Raw genomic sequence first — 11,735 nt, forward strand, 5'->3', positions numbered from 1 at the left:
GGACACGCGACCGCCCTGTGGCAACATCTGGGACATGACCGATATGACCTCCGTGCCCGAGGGCGGAACCGCCCGACTCGACGCCGAGCAGCTGAACGCGCTCTTCGGCCCGCTGATCCGCGACACGCTCGTCGAGCGCTGCGGCATGGAGCTGGTCTCGCTGGACGCCGACGGAGGCATCATGACGATGCCCGTGAAGGGCAACACCCAGCCGGCCGGACTGCTCCACGGCGGCGCCACCATCGCGCTCGCGGAGTCCGTCGCCTCGTTCGCGGCGATCCTGCGTGCCCGGGACGTCCACGGAGAGGGTGCGCAGGCGGTGGGCACCTCGGTCTCGGCACTGCACCATCGCTCGGCCCGTTCGGGCCTGGTCACCGCGACCTGCACTGCCCGGCACTCCGGCCGACAGGTCGCCAGCTACCTGGTGGACGTGCACGACGAGGCCGGGACCCTGCTCAGCACCGTCACCGTGCAGACGATGCTGCTGCCTCCCCGCTGAGACCTCCCTGCTGAGAGCTCCCGGCTGACCGGCGATGCTGAGTCGCAGCACCGCACAGCACCGCGCAACACCGCACAGCGCTGCACTGCACACACACACGACGTGCCCGGGGTTGCGCACCTCGCGTGAGTCCTCGGGCTGCGCCGGGGTGCTCAGACTGCCGTGCCCACCGCGGCGACGCTCGTGAAGGACTTCTGGTTCGCGGTCGTCCAGGCCACCCCGCGGATCGACGTCGCCGAGACATCCTTGGTGGGCCCGAGCCGGAGCGTGCCCGTCCTGCCTGCGAAGGCGACCGACCCCGCGGACCCCGCCTCGGCGCCGGTGCGCAGGAGGTCGCGGCACGTCCCGTAGTCTGCGCAGGCAGTCGATCCCTCCAGCACCCGCTGGACCGCACCGGCGATCGCCGCTCCGTCCACGGACAGGGCGTCCTGCGCGGCGAGGGCGGCCAGCATCACCGCGTCGTACGCCTGCTGCGAGTACGCGCAGCCGATGGTCTGCAGCTCCGGATCCGCGTTGAGCATCATGTTCAGGTGCTCCTCGGAGAGCTCGCCGCCCGGCTCGTACCCGGTCGCGGACTCGAGGCACCCGGCGGCCAGGCCCGCGCCGGAATAGTCGATGCTCGCCGCGGGGCCGAGTCGAGCCGGGATCGTCACCGTGCGCCGCCCGTTCTCGTCGCGAGACGCCGTGTGCAGAGCCGAGAGCAGGGTGCCGGCCTCCCCTCCCCCATTGAGCACCAGCAGCGCCGGAGGGTCGTCCAGCAGGGCGGCCACCAGATCGTCGGTCGACCCGAGATCGCCGACGGGGTGGAAGCTCTCCAGGGCCACGGCTCCGCCGGCGGGCTCGAGGATCCGTCTGAGCTCCTGCACGAAGCTGCGCCCCTGCGCGGTCTCCTCGGAGACGTAGGCGAGGGTCCCGGCCGTCGACCCGTCGCCGGCGCTCGTGCGCAGGGCGATGTCCGCATACAGCTGCGCGATGGCCGCGTCCTGCGGGGCCAGGCGGATCAGCATGTTCCCGGTGGGCACCTCGGGGTCCCGCACGCTCAGTCCGGAGGTGAACACGTCGATCACGGCGATGCCCGCCTCAGCGAGCAGCGGCATCGCCGCAGCCAGCGCCTCCTCGTCGAGGGAGGAGACCACGGCGCTCACGCCGGCCTCGGCCAGGCCGGCGATCTCCGCCGACAGATCGGCGCCGGTCTCCGGCACCACGATCCGTTCCTGCATCGCCACCTCGTGGCCGAACAGGCCCTCGAACGAGGCGTTGAGGTCGATCATCGCCTGATCGACGGCGACCGAGATCGCGCGCTCGAACGGTGCTGAACGGCCGTGGACGGCGCCGAGGGATCCGAGGACGAGCTCGGTCTCCGGCTCGTGGAGAGGCTCCGGGGCAGCGGCGGCCGTCGGCGCCGCACGCGCCCTCCCCCTCCGGAAGCCGCCGGAGCACGCGCTCAGAGCGCCCGCGCTGAGGGCACCCACCCCGAGTCCCCGGATCAGCGTCCTGCGTCGCATCGGCATCGTCGTGCGCACCCCCTCTCCCCGCCGCCCCTCATCGCGCGGCGGGATGGCGCCCTGCCGTCAGTCCTTGCTCGAGCCGCCCAGCTGATCGACGACCGCGTCGGCGACCTCGCGCATCGTGAGCCGACGGTCCATCGACGTCTTCTGGATCCAGCGGAAGGCCTCCGGCTCGGACAGGCCCATGTTCGTCTGCAGCAGCCCCTTGGCGCGGTCCACGCGCTTGCGGGTCTCGAAACGCTCGCCGAGATCCGCGATCTCGGACTCGAGCTGGGTGATCTGCTGGTAGCGGGAGATCGCGATCTCGATCGCAGGCAGCAGGTCCGCCGGGGTGAAGGGCTTGACGACGTACGCCATCGCGCCGGCATCCCGGGCCCGCTCGACGAGCTCGGCCTGGGAGAAGGCCGTGAGCATGACCACAGGGGCCAGGTTGTCCTCGCCGATGCGCTCCGCAGCGGTCACGCCGTCGGTCTGAGGCATCTTCACGTCCATCACGACCGCATCGGGCCGCAGCTCGCGGGTCTTGGACACGGCGCTCTCGCCGTCGCCCACCGCGGCGACGACCTCGAAGCCGGCTTCGGTGAGGGTCTCCACGATGTCCATGCGGATGAGGCTCTCGTCCTCAGCCACGATCGCCGTGCGTCGGCGCTGCTCCTCCTCGGGGAGCGAGAGGTCCTGCTGGTCGTCGGGAAGGGAATCGTTCTCGTCAGTCATGTTGCCCTGTATCTCGGGTAGGGCCTGTCGCGAGGTGGTCTCCACGCTCGCGGTCAAGGCAGGTGGTCATCAGCGGTATCCTAGTCCAGCCCTCCACGCCGGGGGCGAGCCGGGTTGGCGGAATGGTAGACGCGGCGCACTCAAAATGCGCTGTCCGTGAGGGCGTGCGGGTTCGAGTCCCGCACCCGGCACCGTGTTGGAGCCTGCACAGATGTGGGTCGATACACACGACGGCGCCCGTCGGCCTTGCGGCCGCGGGCGCCGTCGTCATGCGGTGCGCTGCGTCAGTTCTGGGGTCCGGCCGCGATGCGGTCGGCCTCGATGCGAGCTGACTCGGTGCCGTCGAGGTCACCGATGCGGTGCACGCGCAGCGTGTTGGTCGAGCCGTGGACACCGGGAGGCGAGCCTGCCGCGATCACGACCAGATCGTTCTTCTGCAGTCCCTTGCTCTCGCGCAGCATCGCGTCGGCCTCGGACACCATCTGATCGGAGTCCGACTGCATGGGCACGAGGTGCGCCTCGATGCCCCAGGTGAGCGACAGCTGGCGGGCGACCTCGGGATACGGGGTCATCGCGAGCAGGGGAATCGTGGGGCGCAGGCGCGACAGGCGGCGTGCGGTGTCCCCGGACTCGGTGAAGGTCACCAGGTACTGCGCCGAGAGCTGATCGCCGATCTCCGCCGCCGCACGCGTGATCGCGCCGCCGCGGGTGTGCGGGATGGTGCCCAGCGGGAGGATGCGGTCCGCGCCGTTCTCCTCCGTGTTGGTGATGATGCGGGCCATGGTGCGGACCGCCTCGAAGGGGTACGCGCCGACGCTGGTCTCGCCGGAGAGCATGACCGCGTCCGCACCGTCGAGGATGGCGTTGGCGCAGTCCGAGGCCTCGGCTCGGGTGGGGCGGGGGCTCGTGATCATCGACTCGAGCACCTGGGTGGCGACGATGACCGGCTTCGCGTTGCGACGGGCGAGCTCGATGGCGCGCTTCTGCACCAGCGGGACCTGCTCGAGGGGCAGCTCGACGCCGAGGTCGCCGCGGGCGACCATGATGCCGTCGAAGGCGCCGACGATGGAGCGCAGCGCGCGGACCGCCTGCGGCTTCTCGATCTTGGCGATGACCGGGACGCGACGCCCCTCCTCCTGCATGATGCGCAGGACGTCGTCCATGTCGTGGGCATCGCGCACGAAGGACAGCGCGATGACGTCGGCGCCGAGCTTCAGGCCCCAGCGCAGGTCGGCGATGTCCTTCTCGCTCATCGCGGGGATCGACACAGCGACCCCCGGGAGGTTGATGCCCTTGTTGTCGGAGACCGGACCGGGGACCTCGACGACAGTGGTCACGTCGGTATCGGAGACGTCGGTGACGCGGATGGACACCTTGCCGTCGTCGATCAGGAGCACGTCGCCGGGGCGACAGTCGCCCGGCAGGCCCTTGAACGTGGTCGAGACGCGCTCCTTCGTGCCGACGATGTCGTCGGTCGTGATCACGAGGGTGTCGCCGACCTCGAGCTGGTGCGGGCCGTTCTCGAACTTGCCGAGGCGGATCTTCGGGCCCTGGAGGTCGACCAGGACGGCGACGTTGCGACCGAGGTCCTCGGCTGCCTTGCGGATGTTCGCGTAGACCTGCTCGTGATCGTCGTAGGTGCCATGGCTGAGGTTCATCCTCGCCACGTTCATCCCGGCTTCGATCAAGGTACGAATCTGCTCGTAGGTGTTGGTCGCCGGACCGAGTGTGCAGACGATCTTCGCTTTACGCATATCAACCCATCTATCGTTCGAATAAGGGCCGCGGCCCCGCCGGCGGACACCACGAAGTGCTCTGCCGGACTGGCCGCAGCATCGCGTGGTCACCTCTAGTGTTTCATACCGTGACGGGCTTCTCCCCAGGACTCACCGGAGCAGGGAGCGACGAGGCGCCCATGAGGTGACTATCCACCGCCGCGGCGCAGGACCGGCCCTCGGCGATCGCCCACACGATGAGGCTCTGGCCCCGCGCGCAGTCGCCGGCGGTGAACACGTCCGGGGCGCTCGTGGCCCACTCCCCGTCGTGCACGATCGTGCCCCGGGAGGTGAGCTCCACGCCGAGATCGGAGAGCAGCCCCTGCTCCTGGGTCCCCGTGAAGCCCATGGCGATCAGGACGAGAGTCGCCGGCAGCACGGTCTCGGTGCCCGGCGCGGGTCGGCGCCGGCCGTCACGGATCTCGGTGCGGGCCACCTTCAGGCCCGTGACCGCTCCGTGCTCGTCGACGGTGAAGCCGGTGGTCGAGGCGAGATAGCTGCGGTCGCCGCCCTCCTCGTGCGCCGTGGAGACCTCGAAGAGCACGGGATGCGTGGGCCAGGGCTGGCTCTCGTCCCGCTCCGACGGGGGCTGGGTGCCGATCGCGAGCGTCGTGACGGAACGGGCGCCCTGGCGCAGCGCGGTGCCCAGGCAGTCCGCGCCGGTGTCGCCGCCGCCGATGATCACGACGTCCTTGCCCTCCGCGTCGATGGCGCCGTCGAGCCGATCGCCCTCGACGAGCCGGTTCGCCTCGGTCAGGTAGGACATGGCGGGATGGACGCCTGCGGCCTGGCGGCCGGGGACCTGCAGCTCGCGGGGGACATTCGCCCCGGTCGCGAGCACGACGGCGTCGAAGCGGGAGCGCAGGTCCTCCACGGACAGTGCGCCCTCCCCCGTCCCGCCGACGTCGACGCCCGTGCGGAAGCGGGTGCCCTCGGCGCGCATCTGCTCCAGGCGACGGTCGACATGGCGCTTCTCGAGCTTGAACTCGGGGATGCCGTACCGCAGCAGCCCGCCCAACCGGTCGTCGCGCTCGAGCACGACGACCGAGTGGCCGGCGCGGGTGAGCTGCTGCGCTGCGGCGAGCCCGGCAGGACCGGAACCGACGACCGCCACCGAGCGTCCGGTCTGGCGCGAGGCCTCGACGGGTCGGACCCAGCCCTCCTCGAAGGCGCGGTCGATGATCGACACCTCGACGTTCTTGATCGTGACGGGCGGCTGGTTGATGCCCAGCACGCAGCTGGACTCGCACGGCGCGGGGCACGCCCTCCCGGTGAACTCCGGGAAGTTGTTGGTCGCGTGCAGGCGCTCGACGGCCTCGTGCCAGTCGTCGCGGTAGACCAGGTCGTTCCATTCGGGGATCAGGTTGCCCAGGGGGCAGCCCTGATGGCAGAACGGGATGCCGCAGTTCATGCAGCGACCCGCCTGCCGGGAGACGACGTCCAGCGTGCCCTGCTCACGGGCCTCGTAGACCTCGCGCCAGTCCATCAGGCGCAGCGGGACGGGACGACGGGCCGGGAGCTCACGGTCCCGGTAGCGCAGGAATCCGCGGGGATCAGCCATGAGTGCTCTCCATGATCTCGTTCCAGACATCGTGTGAATCGGGGTCGTCCCCCGTCGCCAGCGCCCGCTCGCGGATCCCGGTGATGCGCAGGAACGCGCGCGGGGCGATCTCCGTGAGACGGCGCAGCAGCTCATCGGGGTCCGCCAGCAGGGCGGCCGCGCGGTCCGAGCCGGTGCGGCGGGCGTGCTCGCCGAGGGTCTCGATCACGAAGGCGCGATGCTCCTCGCGCACGGGGGTGATCTCGAAGCCGGCGGCGTCCTGCGGGTTCAGCGTCGTCGCGTCGAGATCGAGCACGAACAGCGTGCCCCCGCTCATCCCGGCGCCGAGGTTGCGCCCGGTGGGGCCGAGCACGAGCACCGCACCGCCGGTCATGTACTCCGCGCCGTGGTCGCCGATGCCCTCGACGACCAGCGTGGCGCCGGAGTTGCGCACGCCGAACCTCTCCCCCGCCGAGCCGGCGAGGAACAGGCGCCCGCTGGTGGCCCCGTAGGCGCAGGTGTTCCCTGCGATGACCGCGGAGGTCAACGAGGGCTCGGTCCCGGCGCCGTGGCCGACGGCGATGACGCCCCCGGACAGGCCCTTGCCGACGTAGTCGTTCGCGTCCCCGCTCAGGTGCATGCTGACGCCGCGCGGCAGGAAGGCCCCGAAGGACTGCCCCCCGGTGCCCGCGAGGTCCAGTACGACCGAGTCCTCGGCCAGGCCCTCGCCTCCGGTCCGGCGCGTGACCTCGTGGCCCAGCAGTGTCCCGCTGCTGCGCTGGGTGTTGCGCAGCGTGTCCGCGATCCGCACCGACTGCTCGAGGCCGTCGATGACCGGACCCGCCTGTTCGATCCAGGGGTGGTCCGCGGCGCGCTCGAGCTGGTGGTCCTGCCCCCGCAGACGCCGCGGATGGTCGCCGGGATGTGCGGCGGGGGTCGCGAGGATCGCTGCGAGATCCAGGCCCGCGCGCTTGGCGGCGCCGAGGGCGGAGCGGCCCTCGAGGTCCGTGCGCAGTCCCAGCAGATCGCTGCGGCCCACCGCCTCGTCCAGGTTCCTCAGCCCGAGCGCCGCGAGATGCTCGCGCACCTGCTGGGCGACGAACTCGAAGAAGGTCACCACGTGGTCGGCGCTGCCGGTGAAGCGGGCGCGCAGCTCGGGGTTCTGCGTCGCCACCCCCACCGGGCAGGTGTCCAGGTGGCACACGCGCATCATGACGCAGCCGGAGACGACGAGCGGTGCGGACGCGAAACCGTACTCCTCGGCGCCCAGCAGCGCGGCGATCACGACGTCGCGACCGGTCTTCATCTGGCCGTCGACCTGCACGGTGATGCGATCGCGCAGCCCGTTCAGCAGGAGCGTCTGCTGGGTCTCGGCGAGCCCCAGCTCCCACGGGGTCCCTGCGTGCTTGAGCGAGTTCAGCGGGCTGGCGCCGGTGCCGCCGTCGTGCCCGGAGATCAGGACGACGTCGGCATGGGACTTCGACACGCCCGCCGCGACCGTCCCGACGCCGAAGCGGGAGACCAGTTTGACGTGGATGCGGGCCCGCGGGTTCGCGGACTTCGCATCGTGGATGAGCTGGGCGAGGTCCTCGATCGAGTAGATGTCGTGATGGGGCGGCGGCGAGATGAGGCCGATGCCCGGGGTCGAATGCCGGGTGCGGGCGATCCACGGATAGACCTTCTCGGGCGGCAGCTGGCCGCCCTCGCCGGGCTTGGCGCCCTGGGCGATCTTGATCTGGATGTCCCTGGCCGAGCTGAGGTATTCGCTGGTGACGCCGAAGCGTCCGGAGGCGATCTGCTTGATCGCGCTGCGCCGCTCGGGATCCCGCAGACGCTCGGGATCCTCTCCCCCTTCGCCGCTGTTGGACATCCCGCCCAGCCGGTTCATGGCGATCGCGAGGGTCTCGTGCGCCTCCTGGGAGATCGAGCCGTAGCTCATCGCCCCGGTCATGAACCGCCTCGTGATCGACTCGATCCCCTCGACCTCGTCGATCGGCACCGGGTCGAGCTCTCCGGTGCGCAGGCGCAGCAGACCGCGGATCGTCATCAGCCGTTCGTGCTGCTCATCGACCTCGTCGGTGTAGCGGCGGAACTCCTCGAACTGCCGGGTGCGGGTGGAGTGCTGGAGGCGGAAGACCGCCTCCGGCGTGAACAGGTGCGGCTCCCCCTCCCGACGCCACTGGTACTCCCCGCCCACCGGGAGGCTGCGGTGGGCGGGATGCTCGCCGTCCACCGGATAGGCCAGGGCGTGCCGCGCCGCGTTCTCCGCGGCGATGACGTCCAGCGTGATCCCTCCCAGGCGGCTGATGGTCCCGGGGAACCAGGTCTCCACGAGGTCCTGGGACAGGCCCACCGCCTCGAAGATCTGGGCGCCGCGGTAGGAGGCGACCGTGGCGATGCCCATCTTCGACATGATCTTCAGGACGCCCTTCCCGAGCGCCCGGTTGAGGTTCTCGACGGCCTGCTCGGGGGTGAGGTCGCTGATCACGCCGCGCTGCACGAGCTCCTCGACGCTCTCCATCGCGAGATACGGGTTCAGGGCGCTCGCGCCGTAGCCGATCAGCAGGGCCGCGTGATGCACCTCCCGCACGTCCCCGGCCTCCACGAGCAGCGCCGCGGAGGTGCGGCGCCCCGTGCGCACCAGGTGATGCTGGACGGCGCTGGTCAGCAGCAGGGACGGGATCGGGGCCAGCACCTGGTCGGCGTCGCGGTCCGAGAGCACCAGGAAGGTGGCGCCGTCGTCGATCGCGGCGACCGCCTCCGCGCAGATCTCCTGCAGGCGCTGTTCGAGGGCGGCGGTGCCGCCGGCGACGGGGTACAGCCCGCGCAGCCGGACGGTGCGGAAGTCCGCGGTGGCGGGGTTCGCCTCCACCGACATGATCTTCGCGAGCTCGTCGTTGTCCAGGATCGGGAAGTCCAGGGCGAGCTGGCGGGTGTGCTGCGCGGTGGCCTCCAGCAGGTTCCGGGACCGACCGATCGCCACGCCCAGCGACGTCACGATCTCCTCCCGCAGGGAGTCCAGAGGGGGATTCGTGACCTGCGCAAACATCTGTGTGAAGTAGTCGAACAGCAGCCGTGGGCGCTCCGAGAGCACCGCGATCGGGGTGTCGGTGCCCATGGCCCCGAGCGGTTCGGCGCCCTTCGCGGCCATCGGGGCCAGCAGGATCCTCAGCTCCTCCTCGGTATAGCCGAAGGTCTGCTGGCGGCGCACCACGGAGGAGCGAGAGTGGACGATGTGCTCACGGGCGGGGAGGTCCGTGAGCGGCACCTTCTGCTCGCGCACCCACTGGTCGTACGGGTGCCCGGTGGCGATGGCGTGCTTGAGCTCGGCGCTGGGCACGATCTCCCCCGCCGCGAGATCGAGCAGGAAGATCTCGCCCGGGGCGACGCGCCCGGTGCGCACCACGGAGGAGCGCGGCACGTCGACCAGTCCGGTCTCGGAGCCGAGGATCACCAGATCGTCCTGCGTGATCCAGTAGCGCAGCGGGCGCAGTCCGTTGCGATCCAGCCGGGCGCCCACCTGCGTGCCGTCGGTGAACACCACGGAGGCGGGGCCGTCCCACGGCTCCTGGAGCGCGGAATGGAACTCGTAGAAGGCCCGCAGCTTCGGGTCCATCGACTCGTCGTTCTCCCACGGCTCGGGGATCAGCATCATCAGGGCGTGCGGGAGCGAGCGGCCCGCAAGGTGCAGCAGCTCGAGCGCCTCGTCGAGCGCGGCGGAATCCGAGCCGCCGGGCGTCGCCACCGGCAGCAGGCGCTCGAAGTCCTCGCCGAACACGTCGGTGCGCATGCTCCCCTCGGCGGCCCGCAGGCGATTGCGGTTGCCGATCACCGTGTTGATCTCGCCGTTGTGGGCGAGGGAGCGGAAGGGGTGAGCGAGCGGCCAGGCCGGGAACGTGTTCGTGGAGAACCGGGAATGGACGATCGCGAGCTCGGAGGCGAAGCGGGGATCACGCAGATCGGGATAGAACTCGTCGAGCTGCGCCGGGGTGAGCATCCCCTTGTAGACCATCACGCGGGTCGACAGCGAGGGGAAGTACGCCTCGGTGGTGTGCTCCATGCGCCGCCGCACTGCGAAGGCCGCGCGCTCCAGCTCGATGCCGGTGCGCTCGCCGGCGGCGTCGGCGAGGAACACCTGCGCGAAGTCCGGGCGCACCTCTTCCGCGGAGGGGCCGACGAGTCCGTCGGTGGTAGGCACATCGCGCAGGCCGAGCAGCCGCAGGCCCTCGTCGGCCGAGATCTCCTCGAGGCTCCTGAGAGCCTCTTCCCGCTCCCCTGCCTCGCGCGGGAGGAACGCGATACCGGCCGCATAGGCGCCGAGCGGCGGCAGCTCCAGGCCGCTGACCTCGCGGAGGAAGGCGTCCGGCAGCTGGACCATGATGCCTGTTCCGTCCCCGGTGTCCTCCTCGGCGCCGGTGGCGCCCCGATGTTCGAGGTTCCGCAGGGCGGTCAGCGCGTGCTGGACGATGTCATGGCCGGCGCTGCCGCGCAGGGTCGCGATCATCGCGACGCCGCACGAGTCGACCTCGCTCTCGGGGCGGTAGAGACCCTGCGCAGCGGGAAGACGGGAGAACCGAGTGGTCAGAGAGTGTTCGGAGGAGGGTCGAGGACGGCGGAGACGGCGGAGACGAGTATCAGGAGTGCGCATGGCTGCGAAGCCCTTCCAGGTGGGCGGCCGGTGACGGGGACGTCGGGTATCGACGTGTGCCCGGTCCCGGGCACGGGTTCCCGTCCTGGCGATTCGCGTCGCGCGGGGTTCCTGCGTGCCCTAGGGGCCGGGTGCGGGGTCGTCGCCCGTGGAGGGGGGCGTCCCGGACTTCTCGACCTCGTCCTCGTCAGGACCGTTCCCTGCCGTCTGCGCGGACAGCTCGAAGGAGCCGTCGGCCGCGACGACCTCGCCGCCACGGCGCTGCTTGCGCACCGTGAGCAGGGTGAACACACCGATCGCGACGAGGGCAGTGAGGATGGCGACGAGCGTATGGATGCGCAACGGGCCGACCATGAGCACCGGCTCGGTGCGGATCGCGTCGATGCCTGCACGGCCGACGGAGTAGATCGCCACGTAGGCCCAGAACACGCGGCCTCCGGCCCACTGGAGCCGTCGGCTCAGCAGGAGCAGGACCGCGAGTCCCACCAGGTTCCAGAGCTGCTCGTACAGGAAGGTGGGGTGGTACATGCCGGGCTCGCACCCGCCGATGGTCTGCCCGTTGGTCACGCAGGTGACGTCCCAGGCCCACCAGGCGTCGAGCTCGGGCCCGTACAGCTCCTGGTTGAACCAGTTGCCGAAGCGGCCGAGGATCTGGGCGGCCATGATGGTGGGGCCGATCGTGTCGGCCAGCGCGGTGAAGGACACCTTCTTCACCCGCGCCATGATCCACACCGCGATCGCGCCGCCGGCGACTCCGCCGTAGATGGCGAGACCGCCCTGCCAGATGTAGAACACCGCCAGGGGGTTGCCGTCCGGGCCGAAGAAGGGGGCGGGAGAGGTCAGCACGTGCCAGACGCGGGAGCCGACGATGCCGGCGATCACCGCGACGAAGACGATGTCGAACAGATCGTCGCCGTCGCCGCCGCGGGCTACCCAGCGCTTGGTGGCCCACCACAGGGCGAACCCGATCCCGGCCAGGATGCAGATCGCGTAGAAGTGCACGGTGAGCGGGCCGAGGGACAGCGAGGAGATGGGTGGGCTGGGAATCATC

Annotated in this window: 7 protein-coding genes and 1 tRNA gene; 2 read left to right on the forward strand and 6 right to left on the reverse strand. The window is 70.8% G+C overall.

Going from position 1 to position 11,735, the window contains the following annotated elements; all coding sequences use genetic code 11:
* Window positions 1–43 precede the first annotated feature (43 nt).
* The gene (locus CIK71_RS00270) at window positions 44–499 is read left to right on the forward strand and encodes a PaaI family thioesterase (protein WP_377805998.1); all 456 of its coding nucleotides are present in this window, start codon (window positions 44–46) and stop codon (window positions 497–499) included.
* Window positions 500–651: 152 nt separating this feature from the next.
* Here CIK71_RS00270 and CIK71_RS00275 read toward each other — a convergent pair whose 3' ends face one another.
* Entirely contained in the window at window positions 652–2,022 is a 1,371-nt protein-coding gene (locus CIK71_RS00275) for an ABC transporter substrate-binding protein (RefSeq protein WP_096163188.1), read from the reverse strand.
* Window positions 2,023–2,070: 48 nt separating this feature from the next.
* Complete coding sequence (locus tag CIK71_RS00280) at window positions 2,071–2,721, reverse strand: ANTAR domain-containing response regulator (protein ID WP_096163189.1); 651 nt, start codon at window positions 2,719–2,721, stop codon at window positions 2,071–2,073.
* A gap of 108 nt (window positions 2,722–2,829) precedes the next feature.
* On the opposite strand from CIK71_RS00280, the gene CIK71_RS00285 reads away from it, so the two are divergent.
* Window positions 2,830–2,912 (forward strand) — tRNA-Leu (locus CIK71_RS00285).
* A gap of 93 nt (window positions 2,913–3,005) precedes the next feature.
* On the opposite strand, the gene pyk is transcribed toward CIK71_RS00285, so the two are convergent.
* The 4 genes from pyk to lgt all read right to left on the reverse strand — a co-directional run bounded on the left by pyk (window position 3,006) and on the right by lgt (window position 11,734).
* Complete coding sequence (gene pyk / locus CIK71_RS00290; protein WP_096163190.1) at window positions 3,006–4,475, reverse strand: pyruvate kinase; 1,470 nt, start codon at window positions 4,473–4,475, stop codon at window positions 3,006–3,008.
* A 103-nt stretch (window positions 4,476–4,578) separates the two neighbouring features.
* Window positions 4,579–6,057 carry a glutamate synthase subunit beta gene (locus CIK71_RS00295; RefSeq protein ID WP_096163191.1) on the reverse strand — a complete coding sequence of 493 codons (1,479 nt, stop codon included), beginning with the start codon at window positions 6,055–6,057 and terminating at the stop codon, window positions 4,579–4,581.
* Window positions 6,050–10,684: a glutamate synthase large subunit gene (gene gltB / locus CIK71_RS00300; protein WP_096163192.1), complete on the reverse strand. Its 4,635-nt coding sequence runs from the start codon at window positions 10,682–10,684 to the stop codon at window positions 6,050–6,052. Before gltB ends, CIK71_RS00295 begins: the two co-directional genes overlap by 8 nt.
* 120 nt (window positions 10,685–10,804) lie before the next feature.
* The gene (gene lgt, locus CIK71_RS00305) at window positions 10,805–11,734 is read right to left on the reverse strand and encodes a prolipoprotein diacylglyceryl transferase (protein WP_096163193.1); all 930 of its coding nucleotides are present in this window, start codon (window positions 11,732–11,734) and stop codon (window positions 10,805–10,807) included.
* Window position 11,735 lies beyond the last annotated feature (1 nt).

Origin of the sequence: Brachybacterium alimentarium (assembly GCF_002332425.1) — a bacterium.
GTDB classification, from domain to species: Bacteria; Actinomycetota; Actinomycetes; order Actinomycetales; family Dermabacteraceae; genus Brachybacterium; species Brachybacterium alimentarium.

What these genes read in the sequence shown, in the direction of transcription:
- CIK71_RS00270 (WP_377805998.1), top strand. Translation starts at nt 44, where the DNA reads ATGACCTCCGTGCCCGAGGGCGGAACCGCCCGACTCGACGCCGAGCAG.
- CIK71_RS00280 (WP_096163189.1), bottom strand. Translation starts at nt 2,721, where the DNA reads ATGACTGACGAGAACGATTCCCTTCCCGACGACCAGCAGGACCTCTCG.
- pyk (WP_096163190.1), bottom strand. Translation starts at nt 4,475, where the DNA reads ATGCGTAAAGCGAAGATCGTCTGCACACTCGGTCCGGCGACCAACACC.
- CIK71_RS00295 (WP_096163191.1), bottom strand. Translation starts at nt 6,057, where the DNA reads ATGGCTGATCCCCGCGGATTCCTGCGCTACCGGGACCGTGAGCTCCCG.
- gltB (WP_096163192.1), bottom strand. Translation starts at nt 10,684, where the DNA reads ATGCGCACTCCTGATACTCGTCTCCGCCGTCTCCGCCGTCCTCGACCC.
- lgt (WP_096163193.1), bottom strand. Translation starts at nt 11,734, where the DNA reads ATGATTCCCAGCCCACCCATCTCCTCGCTGTCCCTCGGCCCGCTCACC.